At 65.6% G+C, this 19,261-nt stretch carries 15 protein-coding genes; all 15 read left to right on the top strand.

Annotated features, from left to right (window positions below; all coding sequences use genetic code 11):
• Nucleotides 1-283: 283 nt before the first annotated feature.
• The 15 genes from H7687_RS21830 to H7687_RS16300 all read left to right on the top strand — a co-directional run bounded on the left by H7687_RS21830 (nt 284) and on the right by H7687_RS16300 (nt 19,088).
• The gene (locus H7687_RS21830; protein WP_198424646.1) at nt 284-3,097 is read left to right on the top strand and encodes a glycosyltransferase family 2 protein; all 2,814 of its coding nucleotides are present in this window, start codon (nt 284-286) and stop codon (nt 3,095-3,097) included.
• A gap of 206 nt (nt 3,098-3,303) precedes the next feature.
• On the top strand, nt 3,304-4,017 hold the full coding sequence (locus H7687_RS16235; RefSeq protein WP_183349290.1) for an acylneuraminate cytidylyltransferase family protein: 714 nt from the start codon (nt 3,304-3,306) through the stop codon (nt 4,015-4,017).
• A gap of 2 nt (nt 4,018-4,019) precedes the next feature.
• Nucleotides 4,020-5,057: an N-acetylneuraminate synthase family protein gene (locus tag H7687_RS16240; RefSeq protein WP_183349291.1), complete on the top strand. Its 1,038-nt coding sequence runs from the start codon at nt 4,020-4,022 to the stop codon at nt 5,055-5,057.
• Nucleotides 5,050-6,183: a UDP-N-acetylglucosamine 2-epimerase gene (gene neuC / locus H7687_RS16245; RefSeq protein WP_183349292.1), complete on the top strand. Its 1,134-nt coding sequence runs from the start codon at nt 5,050-5,052 to the stop codon at nt 6,181-6,183. The genes H7687_RS16240 and neuC overlap by 8 nt, the downstream gene beginning before the upstream one ends.
• The gene (gene hisF / locus H7687_RS16250; RefSeq protein ID WP_183349293.1) at nt 6,180-6,935 is read left to right on the top strand and encodes an imidazole glycerol phosphate synthase subunit HisF; all 756 of its coding nucleotides are present in this window, start codon (nt 6,180-6,182) and stop codon (nt 6,933-6,935) included. The genes neuC and hisF overlap by 4 nt, the downstream gene beginning before the upstream one ends.
• Nucleotides 6,932-7,564, top strand: a complete 633-nt coding sequence (gene hisH, locus H7687_RS16255; RefSeq protein ID WP_183349295.1) for an imidazole glycerol phosphate synthase subunit HisH — start codon at nt 6,932-6,934, stop codon at nt 7,562-7,564. The genes hisF and hisH overlap by 4 nt, the downstream gene beginning before the upstream one ends.
• A 29-nt stretch (nt 7,565-7,593) precedes the next feature.
• The gene (locus H7687_RS16260; RefSeq protein ID WP_183349303.1) at nt 7,594-8,805 is read left to right on the top strand and encodes an N-acetyl sugar amidotransferase; all 1,212 of its coding nucleotides are present in this window, start codon (nt 7,594-7,596) and stop codon (nt 8,803-8,805) included.
• A complete protein-coding gene (locus H7687_RS16265; protein ID WP_183349305.1) occupies nt 8,795-9,769 on the top strand; it encodes a class I SAM-dependent methyltransferase in 975 nt (324 codons plus the stop codon). Before H7687_RS16260 ends, H7687_RS16265 begins: the two co-directional genes overlap by 11 nt.
• Complete coding sequence (locus H7687_RS16270; protein ID WP_183349307.1) at nt 9,766-11,271, top strand: B12-binding domain-containing radical SAM protein; 1,506 nt, start codon at nt 9,766-9,768, stop codon at nt 11,269-11,271. Before H7687_RS16265 ends, H7687_RS16270 begins: the two co-directional genes overlap by 4 nt.
• A gap of 102 nt (nt 11,272-11,373) precedes the next feature.
• Nucleotides 11,374-13,305, top strand: a complete 1,932-nt coding sequence (asnB, locus tag H7687_RS16275; RefSeq protein WP_183349309.1) for an asparagine synthase (glutamine-hydrolyzing) — start codon at nt 11,374-11,376, stop codon at nt 13,303-13,305.
• Complete coding sequence (locus tag H7687_RS16280) at nt 13,284-14,015, top strand: methyltransferase domain-containing protein (RefSeq protein ID WP_183349311.1); 732 nt, start codon at nt 13,284-13,286, stop codon at nt 14,013-14,015. Before asnB ends, H7687_RS16280 begins: the two co-directional genes overlap by 22 nt.
• Before the next feature lie 13 nt (nt 14,016-14,028).
• A complete protein-coding gene (locus H7687_RS16285) occupies nt 14,029-15,492 on the top strand; it encodes a B12-binding domain-containing radical SAM protein (RefSeq protein WP_183349313.1) in 1,464 nt (487 codons plus the stop codon).
• A gap of 29 nt (nt 15,493-15,521) precedes the next feature.
• Complete coding sequence (locus H7687_RS16290) at nt 15,522-16,415, top strand: glycosyltransferase family 2 protein (RefSeq protein WP_183349316.1); 894 nt, start codon at nt 15,522-15,524, stop codon at nt 16,413-16,415.
• A gap of 8 nt (nt 16,416-16,423) precedes the next feature.
• Nucleotides 16,424-18,025, top strand: coding sequence for a hypothetical protein (locus tag H7687_RS16295; RefSeq protein WP_183349317.1), 1,602 nt, complete (start codon nt 16,424-16,426; stop codon nt 18,023-18,025).
• A gap of 4 nt (nt 18,026-18,029) precedes the next feature.
• A complete protein-coding gene (locus H7687_RS16300; RefSeq protein WP_183349319.1) occupies nt 18,030-19,088 on the top strand; it encodes a hypothetical protein in 1,059 nt (352 codons plus the stop codon).
• Nucleotides 19,089-19,261 lie beyond the last annotated feature (173 nt).

Genomic DNA, 19,261 nt, shown 5'->3' on the forward strand with positions numbered 1-19,261 from the left:
GCGCCTTTTCATTTTTGATCTCGTTCCCAAGGTCCACCTTTGGAACGCAAAGCCTCTCAGAAGTTCCAACTTCCCTCGGATGCAAAGCTGGAGCTTTGCTCATATGGGGTTCCCAAGCTGGAGCTTGGGAACCAGGAAAAACCCTGCCCCAACCGTGTCTCCACCGTATCTCCACCGTGCCCCAACCTCCATGGCAAACCATGGCATGTTAACTGCAGTCTTTTGAGGGCCGACTACGGCCAAGACCTGCAGCATCAGCGCCACCAGCAGCACGAGGACAGGAATGCAAGGCATCACCATAGTTACCCCCTCTCTGAACCAGGCCACCTACCTGGAGCAGTGCATAGATTCCATCCTGAGCCAGAACTACCCCGACCTGGAATACATCATCATGGACGGCGGCAGCACCGACGGCTCCGTCAATATCATCAGGAAGTACGAGAAGTACCTCGCCTACTGGCAGAGCGCGCCCGACGGCGGCCACTACCAGGCCCTCAACGCCGGGTTCCAGCACGGCACCAAGTCCGTGATGGGATGGCTCAACGCCGACGACATGCTGCACAAAGGCGGGCTGGCCGTGATCGGTGAGGTGTTCGAGAAGCTGCCGCACGTCGAGTTTCTGACCGGCAGGCGGGTGGGGTTCGACGGCGACGGCAAGCTGCACCCGTTCGAGTTCATGACCCAGACCTGGTGCCACGACCAGATGCTGAACGAGGAAGTCGTCTTGAAGTACTGCCTGCTCGTGATGCAGGAGGGAACCTATTGGCGCAGGAAGCTCTGGGAGCAGGCCGGCGGCGGCCTCAACGCCGGGTACAAACTCGCCGCCGATTTCGAGCTCTGGATGCGGCTGAGCCGCCTTGCCCCCCTGTACTCGGTGGACGCTCTCACCGGCGGCTTCAGACTCTACAGCATGAACCAGCGCTGCAACAAGCACCGCGACCAGTACCTGGCGGAGTGTAAAGCGGTCATCGACCGCGAGCGTGAACTGCGGCTCCCTGCCGCGCCGCACCGCTCCAGCGCCCCTCCCCTGATCCGTTACCCCCTGCGCGATTTCTCCCCGCCGACCGTGATCGTGCCCCGCGAGGTGCCGCGCCTTACCATCGTGACCCCCTCCTACAACCAGGCCGAGTACCTGGAGGAGTGCCTCGATTCGGTGCTGAGCCAGGGCTACCCCAACCTCGAGTACATCGTCATGGACGGCGGCAGCAGCGACGGCTCCGTTGAGATCATCAAGAAATACGAGAAGCATCTCTCCTACTGGCAGAGCCGCCCGGACGGGGGGCACTACGCCGCGGTCAACGAGGGGTTCCGCCGGGCAACCGGAGAGGTGCTGGCCTGGATCAACTCGGACGACAAGTACCACCCCGGCGCGCTGCACCTGGTCGGCGACGCCTTCCTGGGCTGCCCCGAGGTCGAGTGGCTCACCGGAAGCCCCACGCTCTGGGACAGCGACGGCAAGGCGGCCGGCTTTTCCTCGGAGCCGCCGGCCTGGTGCCGCGAGAAATACCTGCGCGGCGAGGTGAACGCACCTTTCATCCAGCAGGAGTCCACCTTCTGGCGCCGCAGCCTGTGGGAGAAGGTGGGAGGGCTCGATGCCGCTTTTGCCCTTGCCGGCGACCTGGAGCTGTGGGCCCGTTTTTTCCGCCACGCACGGCTGTACACGCTGCATGCGCCGCTGGGGGGGTTCCGCAGCCGCCCGGGGGAGGGGCAGCGCTCGGAGGCCCACCTGGAGAGCTACAACCGGGAGGCCGAGCGGGTCGTGATCCGGGAGCGGGAGCTCTACAGAACGCAAGGGGGCCAGCATTTGGAGCCCGCTCCGCCGCCCCTGCAGGTGGCCGAGGTGGTGCGCCGCACCGAAAGCCGCATCACCCCCGAAAACTTCGGCTTCTTCACCTATTCCCGCCGCCTGCATTTCCCCTGGTTCGAGAAGAACGCGGCAGGTCTCCCCGGGAGCAACCGCCCCTCCGACTGCGACCTCAAGCGCTACCAGGAGTTGCTGATCTGCTCCTTCATCAGGGACAACGTCCCCAAGGGTGCCAGAATCCTCGGCTTCGGCAGCCGGACTTCGGGAGTAGTACGGGCCCTGGAGCAGGAGTACGAGATGTGGAACCTGGATCGGCTGCAGACCGACAGCGCGGACTTGTTGCAGCGGCCGGTGTACGGAGTCCGGCTGGTTGAAGGGGAGATCGGCGGCTTCAGCGAGCTCCTCCCCGGAGGCTACTTCGACTTCATGTACAGCGTCGGGGACTGCGGTGAGCTGCAGCATACCGAGGATGGCTGCCGCAGCATCGCAACCGACGTGGAGCGGATGCTGAAGCCCGGGGCGATGGCGCTGTACTCTTTCCGGGTGGTCGCCCGCGGCGACAGCTTCACGACTCCTCCGCTTATGAGCCATTTGCGCCGCGAGGGAACCCCGCTCAACCACCCCGCCCCCCTGGAGCAGGTCCCCATCGACCCCTTCACCTTCGCCGTGTCCCAGCCGACATCGGCAGCCGGCGTAATAGAGCGGGAGTTCTCCTACAACCTGCTCTGCCGCAAGGCCCCAGCCGCCTCCGCAGCCCAAGTTCCGGAGGCGGCCCCGCAGCCGGCTACGGTAGAACCGCCACGGGGGATTCGTGTCGGCCCTCATGCCGTAGAATGCTGGCTTAAAGGGTGCCGCAGGGCTGGGGGTGATCTGGTCGAATATGGCGAGGACCTGTCGGGACTATCGGACGGTTCACTGGACGAAATCTACGTCTCGAGCCTCCCCGGCCCCGGCTATAGCCAGGAAAAGCATCTGACCCTACTGAGGGAATGGAAGCGCGTCCTGAAGCCCCTGGGGACCCTGTACATCACCTCCCTCGACCTCGGTGCGCTGGCCGGGCTTTTCCAGGAGGCAGACGGGCTGGACGCCGAAGCGCGCTTTTCGCTGTGGCAGCTGATCTGCGGCCAAGACGAGGGGGCCATCAGTGAAGACCTGCTGTCCCGCCTGCTCGGGGAGGCGGGGTTCGGGCTGATTCGCCGGGTGGACTCCTTCCATTTCTGCCCGGGGCTTTCCATCAGGACCTTCCGGGACCGTTCCATCGCCCTCAACATCGTTGCGCGCCGGCTCGGCTGAGTCCGGCGCGGCAGCCCGGTCAACTTTTTGACCCGCCGCAACCCGCCAGGAAAAAGCCTTCTAGAATCCACCCCTTACCCCCGCCGGCCGCTACTGGCACGCCAGTTGCAAAATTCCGTTAGCCGGTCCCAGACCCGGACAAGTCGTCTGCCGGGGGGGGTGAATTCCCTCTCCGGAGTCAAATTAACGACAGGAAGGAGAGCCACTTGGCAGTCAGCGACATCCTGGCCCTGATCACCGCCCGCGGAGGCTCCAAGGGAGTCCCCCGCAAGAACGTTCGCCCCCTGGCGGGGAAGCCGCTGTTGGCTTGGAGCGCGGCGGCAGCCCTCAACGCGCAGACCCCCCTCAAGCTGGTCCTTTCCACGGACGATCCCGAGATAGCCGCGGCAGGCAAGGCCGCCGGCGCCGAGGTCCCCTTCCTGCGCCCCGCGGAGCTTGCCAGCGACACGGCGTCCTCGGAGGCGGCGGTACGGCACACCCTGGAGTGGCTCGCCGATAACGAGGGGTACCGCCCGCGCCTCATTCTCCTTTTGCAACCGACCTCCCCGTTCCGCACCTCCGGTGACATCGACCGGGCGCTCGCCCTGCAGCGCGAGAAGGACGCCGACTCGGTGGTGAGCGTGACCGAGAACGAGCGGCCGCCGCAGTGGCTGAGAACCATCGACGAGCAGGGCTTGCTGCGTGAAGTCGGCTCCACCCCCTACATCACCAGGCGCCAGGAGAGCGACAAGCTGTACCGCTTCAACGGCGCCATCTACGTCATCAAGACCGAGGTATTGCTGGAGGAACGCACCTTCTACCCGAGAAACATGGTGCCCTACCTGATGCCCGCGGAGCGCTCGCTCGACATCGACAGCGAGCTCGACTTCCTGATCGCCGACCTGCTCATGACCCACCGGATGCAGGAGAAAAGAGGATAAGCATGAGAGAATTCGACATCGCCGGACGCAAGGTCGGCGCGAACCATCCCCCGCTGGTTCTGGCGGAGATCGGCATCAACCACGAGGGGAGCCTGGAAAAGGCGGTCCGCATGGTGGACGACGCCGCCGCGGCCGGCTGCGAGTGCGTCAAGTTCCAGACCCACGTCATCGAGGACGAGATGATCCCGAACGACGTCATCCCGGGTAACGCCAAGGAATCGATCTGGGACATCATGAAGCGCTGCGCCCTGACCGCTGCCGAGGAGGCGGAGCTGAAACGCTACGTGGAGGGAAAGGGGCTCATCTTCCTGAGCACCCCCTTTTCGCGCGCCGCCGCGGTGCAGCTGGAAAAACTCGATGTCCCCGCCTACAAGATCGGCTCGGGCGAGTGCAACAACTACCCGCTGGTCGAGCACATCGCCCGCTACGGCAAGCCGGTGATCCTCTCCACCGGGATGAACCCCATGGAGAACATCGCCCGCTCGGTCGCCATCCTGGAGAAACACGAGGTCCCCTTCGCGCTGATGCACTGCACCAGCATCTACCCGACCCCCTACGACAAGGTGCGCCTGGGGGCGCTGGCCGAGCTGCAGGCCGCCTTCCCGGGCGTCCCGGTCGGGCTTTCCGACCACTCGCTCAGCAACTACCCCTGCCTGGGCGCGGTGGCACTGGGGGCGTCGCTTTTGGAGCGGCACTTCACCTCGGACAAGGGGTGGCCGGGACCGGACATCGAGATCTCCATGGACCCGGCCGAACTGAAACAGCTCATCGAGGGGAGCCGCGCCATCTTCCAGGCGCGCGGCGGGAAGAAGGGGGTGCTCCCGGAGGAACAGCCCACCATCGACTTCGCCTACGCCTGCATCGTCACCATCAGGGACATCGCGGCGGGGGAGACCTTCAGCTACGACAACATCTGGGTGAAGCGCCCCGGCACCGGGGAGATCAAGGCGGAGCATTTCGAAACGGTGCTCGGCAAAAAGGCCAAGGTCGCGCTCAAGGCGGACCGCCAACTGGCATGGGAGCAGATCGACAATGGCTAGGAAGGTACTCTTTCTCACCGGGACCCGCGCCGATTTCGGCAAGCTGAAGTCCCTGATGCACGCCCTGGACCGCGAGGAGGGCTTCGAGGTGCACGTCTTCGTCACCGGCATGCACGTCCTGCCCAAGTACGGCAACACCGGCGACGAGGTGGAAAAGGCCGGCTTCCAGCGCATCTTCAAGTTCATCAACCAGAAATCCAACGACTCCATGGACAACATCCTGGCCAACACCATCCTGGGGCTCTCCAACTACGTCGACCTGACCAAGCCCGACCTGATGGTGATCCACGGCGACCGCGCCGAGGCGCTGGCCGGCGCCATCGTGGGGGCCTTCAACAACATCCTGGTGGCCCACATCGAAGGGGGGGAGGTCTCCGGCACCATCGACGAGTCGATCCGCCACTCCATCTCCAAGCTGGCCCACCTGCACTTCGTGGCCAACGACGAGGCCAAGGCGCGCCTGATGCGCATGGGAGAGCCGGGGGGGAACATCTTCACCATCGGATCCCCCGACCTCGACCTGATGATGTCGGACGCGCTCCCCTCGCTGGCCGAGGTGAAGGAGCGCTACGAGATCCCCTTCGAGCACTACGGCATCTTCACCTACCACCCGGTCACCACCAGCCTGCACAACCTGCTGGCCAAGGTGAAGGAGGTCAAGGCGGCGCTCCTGGAATCGGGACGCAACTACGTGGTGATCTATCCCAACAACGACCCCGGCTCCGAGATCATCATCGAGGAACTGGAGGCGCTGCGGGGCAACCCGCACTTCCGCATCTTCCCCTCGGTGCGCTTCGAGGCCTTCCTGGTCCTTTTGAAGCACGCCGACTTCATGATCGGCAACTCCAGCGCCGCGGTGCGCGAGGCCCCCTTCTACGGGGTCTGTTCCATCAACATCGGCACCAGGCAGGACGGCAGGTGCCAAAGCGGCTGCATCCTCAACGTGCACGAGTCGCGCGGCGAGGTGATGGCGGCCATCGAGCAGTGCGCCTCCCAGCGCGGCGAGCGCTCCACCCACTTCGGCCACGGCAACAGCACCGACCAGTTCGTCAGCCTCTTGAAGGACCCGCGCCTTTGGGAAGTGAGCGTGCAGAAGCGCTTCGCCGACCACCCGGAGGCGGCATGATCAAGAAGCGGTTGATCGCCAGGATCGACATCAAGAACGAGTTCGTGATCAAGGGGATCCACCTGGAAGGGGTGCGCAAGATCGGCGACCCGCACGACCTGGCCGTGAAGTACTACGAGGAGCGCATCGACGAGATCCTGTTCATGGACGCGGTAGCGAGCCTCTACGGCAGGAACAACCTGTTCGACATCATCGAGCGCTCCTGCCGGGACGTCTTCGTCCCCATCACCGTGGGGGGCGGCATCCGCACCATGGAGGACATCGAGCGGTCGCTGAAGGCGGGCGCCGACAAGGTGGCCATCAACACCCAGGCGGTCAAGACGCCGCAGTTCATCGCCGAGGCCGTGCGCACCTTCGGCTCGCAGTGCATCGTCGCCTCGGTCGAGGCCAAGCGCCACGGCGCCGGCTGGGAGTCCTACTGCGACAACGGCCGCGAGCATACCGGCAAGGACGCGCTTGGCTGGTGCCGCCAGCTGGAAGAGCTGGGGGCAGGGGAGCTTTTGGTGACCTCCGTTGATACCGAGGGGACCAAGAAGGGGTGCGACCTGCAGCTGTTGCAGGCGGCGGCCAAAGGCGCGGGGATCCCGGTCATCGGCTGCGGCGGCATCGGCAACACGGGCCATGTCGTCGACGTCTTTCAGAAGACCGCCTGCGACGCCGTCGCCGTCGCGTCCATCCTGCACTACAACCTGGCCGGCGTGGGCCAGATCAAGGAGGCCCTTCTCGCCGGAGGGGTCCAGGTACGTCCATGACAAAGCCGGGCATAGCCATAGTTGATTACGGTCTGGGGAACGTGCGGAGCATCGGCAACGGCGTGGAGAAGGTCGGGGGGGAGCCTGTGCTGACCCGCGACCCCGCGCAGATTCTGGCCGCGGACGGGCTGGTGCTCCCGGGTGTGGGCTCCTTCGTCTCCGGCATGGAGCGCCTCGCCGGCTGCGGCCTCATCGACTGCATCAGGGAGTACGCAGCCGGGGGCAAGCCGATGATCGGCATCTGCCTCGGCATGCAGCTCCTCTTCGAGCAGGGCGAGGAATTCGGCGTCACCGCCGGGCTGGCGCTCCTCTCCGGCGAGGTGAAGCTCCTGCCGCCGGTGGCGAAGCTCCCGCACATGGCCTGGAACGGCATCGCGCCGCCCGCCCCCGGGCGCTGGGACGGGACCCCGTTTGCGGGGGTGCGCCCGGGCGAGGACATGTACTTCGTGCACAGCTACGCCGCCGTGGCGGGAAACGAAAGCGACGTCCTCTCCGTCACCGATTTCGGCGGGCACAGCTTCGTCTCCGCCGTGCAGCGCGGTAACATCACCGGCTGCCAGTTCCACCCGGAGAAGAGCGGGGCGGAAGGCCTGGCCATCCTCGCCGCCTGGGTGGACTCCTGCCGCTAAACGACGACTACCGCAAAGGGGAAATATAGATGAGCGAGCATCTCGAGGCCTACTACGGCCTGCCGGAAGAAGTGAAGTTCTGCAAGCGCTGCGTGATCTCCAACCAGCGCCCGAGCTCGGTGGTGGAGTTCAAGAACCGCGGCACGGAGAAGAAGCCGACCATCGAGTTCGACGACCAGGGGATCTGCAGCGCCTGCACCTTCGCCGACATGAAGGAAACGGTCATCGACTGGAAGGCGCGCGAGGCGGAGCTGATCGAGCTCTGCAACCGGCACCGGAGCAAGGACGGCGGCTACGACTGCATCGTGCCGGGAAGCGGCGGCAAGGACAGCGCCTTCACCGCCCACATCCTCAAGTACAAGTACGGCATGAACCCGCTCACGGTGACCTGGGCGCCGCACAAGTACACCGAGATCGGCTGGCACAACTTCCAGAACTGGATCCACTCCGGCCTGGACAACATCCTCTACACCCCCAACGGCAAGCTGCACCGGCTCCTGACCCGGCTCGCCTTCGAGAACCTGGTGCACCCCTTCCAGCCCTTCATCATCGGGCAGCGCCTGATCGGTCCCCGCTTCTCCGGGCTGTACCGCATCCCGCTGGTCTTCTACGGCGAGAACCAGGCCGAGTACGGCAACAACATCAAGGAGAACGACCGCCCCACCATGGCCCCCTCCTTCTACGAGACCACCCGCGACCTCGACTCGCTGTTCCTGGGCGGCGTCTCGGCGCGCGACCTGATCTCGCAGTACCAGGTCGATCCGCGCGACCTGAACCCGTACCTCCCCATCGACGGCAGCGTGCTGCGCGAGGTGGGGACCGAGGTGCATTACCTGGGCTACTACCTGAAGTGGGACCCGCAGGAGTGCTACTACTACGCCTCCGAGCACACCGGTTTCCAGGTCAACGTGGAGCGCACCGAGGGGTCCTACTCCAAGTACAGCTCCATCGACGACCGCATCGATCCCCTGCACTACTACACCACCTTCATCAAGTTCGGCATCGGCCGGGCCACCTACGACGCGGCCCAGGAGGTGCGCAACCAGAAGATCACCCGCGAGGAGGCGGTGGCCCTGGTGAAGCGCTACGACGCCGAGTTCCCGTCCAAGTACTTCCACGAGATCCTGGAGTACATGGGGATCACCGAGGAGCGCTTCTGGGAGGTGATCGACCAGGCGCGCTCGCCGCACCTGTGGGAGCAGGTGAACGGGGAATGGAGGCTGCGCCACCATGTCTACTGAGCGGCGGCAGGCCGAGGTGCTGGAGGAGGAGGCCCAGGCCTTCAACCACCAGATCCACGAGCGGATGGCCCACGGCCACGTCCCGGACCTGCGCCGGGCGCCGCGCTGCGAGTGGTTCATCAACAACCCCTGGCGCGACCCGGCCTACGTGAAGCTCGACTTCTACGAGCAGTTCGAGCTGATCGAGAAGACCCTGCGCGACCAGCTCGGCCCGCGCCCGGCCCGGGTCCTGGAGATCGGCTGCGGTCCCGGCTACCTCTCCCTGGAGCTCGCCCGCGCCGGCCACGACGTCACCGGGATCGACCTTTCCCCGGCCTGCATCGAGGTGGCGCGCCGCATGGCGGACGAGGACCCCTGGCGGGTGGAGCGGGGCGGCCTCGCCTACCTCGCCGGCGACCTGTTCGCACATCCGCAGCTTGCCGTGGGGAGCTTCGATGCGGTAGTCTTCCTGGGCGCGCTGCACCACTTCCCGGAGCAGGAGCGCGTCATGGCGCGGGTCAGGGAGCTGTTGCGCGCAGGAGGCATCGTGATGGCCCACGAGCCGACCCGCGACCGGGTCACCCGGGGCAACGCCGCCTTCTGCCACCTGCTCAGAACCCTTTTGTCCGCCGGCAACGGCTTCCACGCCGATTTCCCGATTCCCGCGCCGGAGGCGGTGGAGGGTGAGATCGGCAAGCTCTTCGCCCACATGCGCTACGAGACCGAGGACGCCGAGAAGCTGCAGTCCCCCAACGACAACGAGGCCGGCTTCCGCGAGATGTACGCCGCGCTTTCCGGCAGCTTCACCGAACTGGTCCTCGAGGAGCGCTACGCCTTTTTCCACGAGTTCATCGGCGGGCTCCGTTTTGACGAGGAAAAGAACCGCGCCCTGGCCCGCTACCTGCGTGACATGGACGCCCGCCTGGTTGAGCTGGGCGTACTCCAATCCACCGAATTCTTCTACGTCGGATCGAGAAGGGCATGAAAAACATCATCCTGATATACCCCAAGATGGGGATGGCGGGGAGCGTGCTGGTGCGCCACCTGCCGCTCAGCGTCCTCTACGCCGCGGTCGACACCATCAAGTGCGGCATCAGGGTAGACGTAGTCGACGTCCGGCTCTCTCCCTCTGCCTGGCGCGAACAGATCGCCCCCCTGGTCACCTCCGACACCCTCCTGGTCGGCCTGAGCGTCATGACCGGCCCCCCGATCAAGAACGCGCTGGAGATCTCGCGCTGGCTCAAATCCGAGCACCCGGATCTCCCGGTGGCCTGGGGCGGCCCGCACACCACCTTCAACGCGGTGGAGGTCTTCGACGAGGCGAGCGTCGACTTCGTCATCAAGGGGTACGGCTCGCTGCCGCTCTCCCGGCTGGCCAGGCGCCTGCGCGGCGATGCGGACGCACCCGCCCTGGACGCCATCCCCGGGCTCATGTACCGCGAGGGGAGCGAGGTGCGCGAGGTCCCCCCCGAGGCGAGCTTCGAGACCATCGACTACCGCGACATCCCCTATCACCTGGTCGAGAAGGACCTGGACCAGTACGGGCAGCTGGACAGCAGCGAGCGGATCTTCCCCATGTACAGCGCGCTCGGCTGCCCCTACCGCTGCGCCTTCTGCTCCTCCCCGGCCCAGTACCGGGACATGGCGCAGAAGTACCGCCACCTGCCGGCCGCGCACGTCGCCGACCACGTGGAGTTCGTGCACCGCCACTACGGCGCCACCTACATCTACTTCATCGACGACGACTCCTTCGTGAGCCTGGAGCACGTCGAGCAGGTGATCGACGAAATCCAGCGCCGCGGCATCAAGGTGGGGCTTGGCTTCCGCGGGGCGCGCATCAACGAGATCGTGCGCATGAGCGACGCCTACCTGACCAAGCTGGCGCAGGCCGGCACCAATATCCTGCACATCGGCGCGGAGTCCGGTTCCCAGCGCATGCTCGACCTGATGCACAAGGACTGCACCGTGGAGCAGATCGTCGAGGTGAACCGGAAACTGGCCCGGCACCCCGAGATCAAGGCGGCCTACAACTGGCTGGTGGGGATCCCCGGGGAAACCATGGAGGACCTGCGGCTCACCCGGGAGCTGATGATGCGTCTCATCGACGATAACCCGAGCGCCCTCATCTTCATCCCCAACAAGTACCGCCCCCTGCCGGGTACGGAGCTTTACGCGCTGGCCGAGCAAAGCGGCTACCGCAAACCGCGGCGGCTGGAAGACTGGGTGGAAGTAGAGGCCGAAGGGGATTACACTCCCCCCTGGTACAGTGAACAGCAGGAACGTGAGATCAGGATGATCCAGATCTGCTCCTACTTCATCGACGGCAAGATCAACAAGGTCGACACCGGCAACACGTTGAAGTTCAGGATCACCCGCCTGTTGGCGCTCTTCTACGCGCCTTTGGCGCGGCTGCGCGTGCGCCACGGCATCTCCGCCCTGCTGCTCGAATCCGCCGCATTCAACTTTTTCACCTCCAGGTTCCGCTAGTCCGGGAAAGGAAGCCACATGAAGCTGCACTGCCCCGATATCGCCGCGCCACCTGAAGCGGCCCGGCCCCGATCCCTGCGCGGGCCGGAGCAAGGCTGAGCCATGTGCGGCATCGTCGGCATATACGCCCCGGGCAAGGGGGAATGGGACCGGGGACAGCTCGCCGCCATGCTGGGGCGGGTGCGCCACCGCGGCCCGGACGGCGAGGGGATGCACCTGGAGCCGGGGCTCTTCTTCGGGCACGCGCGCCTGGCCGTGCTCGACCTCTCGCAGGCCGGGCGCCAGCCCATGGCCTCCCCCGACGGCCGCTATCTCGTCACCTACAACGGCGAGATCTACAACTTCCGCGAGCTGCGCGCCGAGCTCGAGAGCCTGGGGCACGTCTTTTCCACCCGTACCGACACCGAGGTGCTGCTGGCGGCCTGGACCGAGTGGGGCGAGGCGACGCTGTCCCGCCTGGACGGCATCTTCGCCTTCGCCGTGGCCGACCGCTACGAGCGCACCCTCTGGCTGGCGCGCGACCCGCTCGGCATCAAGCCGCTCTTCTACCAGGACAGGGGGGGCGAGATCTTCTTCGCCTCGGAGCTGTTGGCCCTGTTCGGCCCGCTGAACCCGGTGCCGCCCCACGATCCCGCCGACCTGGACAGCTACTTCACCTTCAACTACCTCCCCGCGCCGCGCACCGGGCTTACCGGCGTGCGCCAGCTCCCCCCCGGCACGCTCTTGAAGGCGACGCCGGCACGGGTCGAGCAGAAAAGCTTCTCCCACCTGGAGGGGACGGGTCCTGAGGGGACTGGCTCCGCCAGGTGCCAGTCCCCCTGTCCACCCGCTGCCACGGCCGCCCAGGACGAAACCGTGGCCGAATTCCGCGCCCGTCTCGACCGCGCCGTGGCCGCCCAGACCGTCTCCGACGCGCCGCTCGGGCTCTTCCTCTCCGGGGGGCTCGACTCCTACGCCGTGGCCCGCTCGGCGACCCGCGCCGGGCTGCGCCCCACCGCCTTCACCCTCGCCTTCGCCGAGGCGGGCTTCGACGAGAGCGCCGCGGCGGCCGACTACGCGCGGCACCTGGGCATCGCGCACCAGGTGGTGCGCTTTCAGTGGAACGAGGAGACCATCCGCGACACGCTCGGGAGCATGCGTGAGCTTCTGGCCGACGCCTCCCTCTTCCCCATGCACCAGCTCTGCGCCTTCGCCCGCAAGGAGGCGACCGTGGTCCTGGCCGGCGACGGCGGCGACGAGCTCCTGGCCGGCTACGACACCTATCTCGCCGGGGAGCTCACCCCGCTCATCCGGCGCATCCCCGCGCCCCTGCGCGCCTTCGTCCGCGCGCTGGCCCGCTTCCTCCCCTCCGACAGTCAGCGCTATGGCGCCCGCATCCTGGTGGAACGGATTCTTGACGCGGCGGCCGAGGGGGCGCACCGTGACCACGCCACCTTCCGCAGGATCTGCGGCAACGCGCTGAAAAACAGGATCTTCTCCCCCGGCTTCCAGGCGTCCCTCTCCGGCTCGGACCCGGTGGCGGAATACGCCGCTCTCATTATAGAGGCGTCAAAAACGCGTTCATCTTTGGCAGCACGTCAACAAGCCGACATCCGGTTCCACCTCCCCTCGGTGCTGGCCAAGGTGGACCGCACCAGCATGGCGCACGGCCTGGAGGTGCGGGTCCCCATCCTCGCCAACGACCTGGTCGGCTTCTGCCTGGACCTCCCCGACGAGGCCAAGCGGCGCGGCCGCAACGGAAAGCTGATCCTGCGCCAGGCGCTCGCCGACGACATCCCCGCCGCGGCGCTCACCCGCCGCAAGGCCGGCTTCCTGCCGCCGGTGGACCGCTGGTTCGCCCAGGAGGGGCCCATGGCCGCCGTCTTCCGCGATCACCTCTCGCAAGGGCGCGAAAACATTGCCGAACTGGACTGGGACCAGGTGCAGCGTCTCTGGGACGAGCACAGGAGAGGTTCCATCCGCGCCGGCTTTCCGCTTCTGGGCATCCTGCAATTCATCAACTGGAGTCTCGCATGCCGCAGCCTGAGAACCTGACCGCCTTCTACGACGCCGCCTGGGACAAGTGGAACGACATGATCCGCTACTCCCCGGCCCCCCGCCTGCGGCGCACCCGGATCCTCTCCTGGGTCAAGGAACTGGCCGCCCCGGTCACCCTGCTCGACGTGGGGTGCGGCAACGGCGAATTCCTGCTCCAGGCAAGCCGGGAGCTGCAAGGCACGGAACTTGCTGGAGCAGACGTGTCCCCCGCCGTGATCGACGCCAACCGCGTCCAACTCCCCGGCATGAGCTTCGCCACGCTGGACCTGAACCGGGAAGAGCTCCCCGGGCGCTACGACGTGGTCACCTGCATGGAGGTGGTCGAGCACTGCGCCGACCACAGGGAGGCGATAGCGAGGCTCGCGGCGATGACGGGACAATGGCTGTTCGTCACCGTCCCCTGCGGCCCGCTCTTCGTGATCGACCGGCGCGTCGGCCACACCCGCCACTTCTCCCCCGGCGAGATCCGGGAGGCGCTGGAGGCGGCCGGGCTCACGGTGGTGCGCTGCCAGGCCTGGGGCTTCCCGTTCTTCAACCTGTACAAGCACCTGATCAACCTCAACCCGGACCGGGCCTGCGCGGCCTTCCTCGAGTCCGGCAGCTACTCAGCGGCACAGAAGCTTCTCGCTTCGCTCGTGTACGCCTCCTTCCGGCTCTCCCTCCCCTTTGGGGGGTATCAGCTCCTGGTGGCGGCGCAGCGCCGCTGACCTTGGAGCACCAATGAAAGTTCTCTTCGTCGTCAGACGGATCACCATAGCCGGCGAGCCCATGGGCATCATGCTCCTCTCCGCCATCGCCCGCCGGCGCGGCTGGGAGAGCCGGGTCGCCGTCTCGCCCGACGCCCTGAAGGCGGTGGCCGACGAGGCGCCCGACCTGGTGGCGGTCTCCTGCATGTCCGGCGACTACTCCGACCTCAAGGACACCATCGCACAACTGCGCCAGAGCCACCCCGGGCTCCCCATCCTGCTGGGGGGGCCGCACACCACCTTCGTCCCCGACGCCATCGACGAGGTCGAGGCGGACGCGGTCTGCATCGGCGAGGGTGAGGACGCCTTCGCCGAGGTGCTGGAGCGCCTGGAGCGGGGCGTACGCGACTTCTCCGGCATCCTCAACATCCAGACCAAAACAGAGAGGACCGCGATCCGGCCGCTCATCACCGACCTCGACGCGCTCCCCTTCATCGACCGCGACCTCGTCTACCGGAACTCGGACTGGAAGCACTTCAAGCTGCGCTCCTTCTACACCTCGCGCGGCTGCCCGTACAGCTGCGCCTACTGCTTCAACCACGGCTACCGCCGGGTGTACCACGGCCTGGGCCCCACCTACCGCAAGCGGAGCGTGGACAACGTCATCGAGGAGATCCTCGAGGTGACGGCGCAGTACCCGACCGAGTACATCCGCTTCTCCGACGACGTCTTCATCGTGCGCCACGACGAGTGGATCGAGGAATTCGCCGAGAAGTACAGCCGCAAGGTGGGCATCCCCTTCTACTGCCTGATCAAGTCCGACATCATCACCCCGGAGCTGGTCGCGGTGCTCAAGAAGGCCGGCTGCGCCTCGGTCTGCATGAGCATCGAGACCGCCAACGAGGAGCTGAGGAGCCAGGTCCTGAGCCGCAAGGGACAGAACAACGAACAGATGCTGCGCTCCTTCGACCTCTTCAACGAGGCGGGGATCAACATCTACACCAATTCCATGATCGGGCTGCCGCACTCGACCATAAAGGACGAGCTGGACACCATCGAGCTCTACCTGAAGGCGAAGCCCAAGTGCGGCCTGTTCACCATCTGCGTCCCCTACCCCGGCACCGAGCTGTTCAGCTACTGCGTGAAGAACGGCCTGGTGCGCGCCGACCTGACCCACGAGGAGATCAACCGGACCTCCGGCGACTACTCCATGCTGGACAGCTTCAGCGCCAAGGAGAAGGAGGTGCAGAAGAACATCTCGCTTCTGGGGACCGTGGCGGTGACCTTCCCGTGGCTTAAGGACCTGATCACCAAGAGGCTCATCTACCTCCCCAACAACAAGCTGTTTTTCCTGATCTATTTCCTCGTCAAGAACTACCAGTTCAGCAAATACATCGTCCCCATCCGCTACTCCGCCTCCGACTACCTGAGGCTCGGCTTCGCAGCACTAAAGAACGACGCGGTCATGTTCATCACCGGGAAAGGGAAGAACAAGTGACACCACACAGAGACAGACGGGAGAGGGAAATGAACTCCCTGCCGGGACTCACCATGGTGGTTCCGGCCTACAACGAGGTGGGCAGCATCGCCGAGACGGTGCAGCGCATCCAGAAGACGCTGGCGGCGCTGCACATCGCCAGCGAGCTGATCGTGGTCAACGACGGCTCCACCGACGGCACCGGGGAACTGCTGGAGGAGATCCCGGGCATCCACGTGGTGCACCACCCGCTCAACATCGGCTACGGCAACTCGATCAAGTCGGGGGTGAACCGGGCGCACTACCAGTGGATCGGCATCGTCGACGCCGACGGCTCCTACCCCATCGAGGACCTGCCGCGCTTCGTGGCCGAGATGGAGAAGGGGTTCGACATGGTGGTGGGGCACCGCGCCAACATCGACGACATCGACTGTTTCGCCAAGCGGATCTTCCGCCGCATCTACAAGAAGATCGTCTCGTTTCTGAACGACAGCCGCATCGAGGACCCCAACAGCGGCTTCCGGCTCTTCAAGCGCGAGATCGTGATCAACCTGATGCCGTTTCTGTGCGGCACCTTCTCCTTCACCACCAGCATCAGCATCCTGACCTCGGGGCTGTTCTACTTCGTCAAGTTCATCCCGATCCAGTACTCCAAGCGGGACGGCAAGACCAAGGTGAAGCACCTGCGCGACTCGATCCGGACCATGCAGTTCATCGTGCAGGGGATCGTCTTCTTCAACCCGATCAAGTTCTTCATCATCCTGGCGCTGGCCATGGTGGCCTTCGTCTGCATCCCGGCCATGCTGATCGCCATGCTGCGCATGCCCACCCTGTCGCTCTACTACATGATCTTCGGCGTCGCCGTCTCGCTCATGGTGGGGATGGGGGCGCTCGGCGACATCATCAGGATCTCGTCCTTCAAGCGCACCAACGAGTTCATGTGAGGTAAGCCGTGGAGATCCTGGTCCTGCTCCTGAAATGCCTCACCCTGTACCTGGTCGCCCTGGTGCCGCTCTGGCGCCAGCTCCCCGGTTACGACGCCTACCACATCGGCAACATGGCGGGATACCGGGTGGCCGGATTATCGCTGACACGGGTGTTCTTCGCCGAGACCGGGTTTCCCATTCCGATGCTCTCCCTGTCGCTGCAATGGGACCTGTTCGGCAACAAGCTGGAGAAGTTCCAGCGCTGCCATGTCCTGTTCATCGCGACGCTCACCCCGCTGGTGTACCTGTTCGCCCTCGGGGTCACCGGGTCCGACGCCGTGGCGCTCGCCGCCGCCTCCCTCTACGGCCTGAGCTTCAGCTTCCCCATCAACCTGAACTGGTTCGTGGAGCCCGAGCACTACGAGCTCTTCTTCACGCTCCTGGGGGGGAGCGTCGCCTTCTACGGCGCCTCGACCGGCTCACTTCCCCTGGCCGCGGGCGGCGCCGTGCTGCTCGGGCTCTCCCAGCTGTGCAAGTTCCCGGGACTGCTGTCGGTCTGGACCTTGGCCTATCTCTGCTACGCCCGGCTGCCGGTGAGGGGTGAAACGGCGCTCGTGGCGGCCTGCTACGCCGCCCCGGCGCTGCTCTTCGTGGTCGTGAAGCTCGTGTTGCCCAAGCGCCCCATGCAGAAGGTGGCGGCGGAAGGTAATTTCTTCGCCCGCATCTTCGGCTACTACTACTATCGCTACCGGATCGACCCCAAGGCGTACCTGAAGTCGATGTTCTCCGACCGGGCCCGCGACTACTCGCTGCAGCACCTGCCGCTCATCTTCCTGACGGCGCTCTTCTTCTGTTTCGGCGAGCCCGGCGCGGCGCTCCTCGTCGGCGGCGCCATGCTCTTTCTCTGCCTGATCTTCCCGCTGCGGATGACGCTCTGGTACACCCACTCGCTCACCGTCTTTCTCTGCATCGCGGCGGCCTACGGCATGGGCATCGTGGTCAGCGCGGGGTCGGGGCTGCCGCTCATCCTGTTCACCGCGACCGTCCCGCTCTGCAGCGCCGCCATCGTGCGCTACCCGCACTTCAAGAGGCTCTTCCTCCCCTCGGGGCCGGCGGCCTCGCCGCTCACCGACATCGCCGCCTTCATGGCGCGCCTTTTGAAGCCGGAGGAGTCCTGGCTCTTCAACGTGAACAACGGCTACTCCAACGTCTACCTGATGGCGGGGCGCGGCTTCACCGGCTTTTTCTGCCACGTGCTGATGGGCGCCTACGGGCCGGGCAAGATCAACCTCGACCTGATGCCCCCCAACCTGTACCAGGAAGGGGCCGACATCGCGGCCGCCTTCTGCACCAGGCCCCCCACCTACGTGGTGCAGTCGCCGCACGAGTACCCGATTCTGAACCTGTTCTACCTGGAGCTCGCCTGCGGGGTGAGCTACGACATCGTCGACCTCTCCGACAACTTCGTGCTGTACCGGCTCGCCCCCGGGGTGACGCCGCAGCCTTTCGATCCCGACAAGTACGACGCCCGCCTGCTCTTCGACGGCGAGGCGGGACGGCGCATGATGATGTCCGCCGTGAACACGCACCACAACCGGATGGCCCTGCGAGCCGCCGCACCGAGGTAAAGGAATGACCATCCAGGAGCTCCTGAGCAAGAACGCACCACTGAAAAACTGCCACGCCGGGCGGCGCGCCTTCGTGATCGGCAACGGCCCGTCGCTGGCGAGCCAGGACCTCTCCCACCTGGCGGGCGAGGTCACCATCGTGGCCAGCTGGTTCCACAACCACCCGCTGGCCACCCTGATCCGCCCCGGCTACTGGGTGCTGGCCGACCCGGCCGGCTGGGACCGTCCCGACCAGCCCTTCCTGCCGGCGATCAACCACGTGAAGTCGTTGAACATCCATACCCGGCTCTTCGTGCCGAGCGCCGGCTACCAGTACTACAGCAGCCTGAACAACGGTCCGCTCATCGAGACCCACTTCTACCACTTCGACTACACCAAGCTGGACCACGACGTGATCGACTTCACCCAGCCGGTCCCCCCCTACTCGCAGAACGTGGTGCTCTCGAGCCTCATGCTCGCCTTCTACATGGGGTGCGACCCGGTCTACTTCATCGGCTGCGACCACGACTTCCTGGCCATCACCAAGGAGAGCTACGCCAACCACAAGGAGGAGCACTTCTACTCCGAGAAGGCCCCGGCGCGCTACGACCTGGAGTTCGAGTGGCTCGAGTTCGAGGCCTGCATGAACCGGCTGCGCGACCAGTACCAGCGGCTCGCCCACTACGCCAGGCGCTGGGGGCACAACGTCTTCAACGCCACCCGCGGAGGCTGCCTGGAGTACTTCCCGCGCGTGGAGTTCGAGTCGCTGTTCGTCCCGGCCCCGGCGAAGCCCGCCCCCAAGGCGCCGGGTCTGGAGCAGCGCGCCCTTTTGGAGGGGGCCATGGCGCTCATCGATGCGGGCAACGCCGCCGCGGCGCTCGCCATCATCGAGGAGGCGCTGCGGCGCAACATCAACCAGAGCCAGAGGATCGACGGGCTGTCGCTTCTGAAGGCGCACTGTCTCACCTGTCTGGGGCAGCCGCGCGAGGCGCTCATCTGGGCGCGCCAGGACTACCACTGCAACCCGGGCAACCGCGACCACGCCCTGCCGCTCATCAACCGGCTGGAGGCGCTGCTGGCTTAGCAAGAAAAAGATCCATTTTTCCTGGTTCCCAAGCTCCAGCTTGGGAACCCCATGTGGCGCAAAGCTCCAGCTTTGCATTCGAGGAAGTTGGAGCTTCGGAAAGGCTTTGCGTTCCCAAGGTGGACCTTGGGAACGAGATCAAAGGGGACAGGCACCTGGCGGAGCCAGTCCCC

The organism is Geomonas paludis (assembly GCF_014193585.1).
GTDB lineage: Bacteria > Desulfobacterota > Desulfuromonadia > Geobacterales > Geobacteraceae > Geomonas > Geomonas paludis.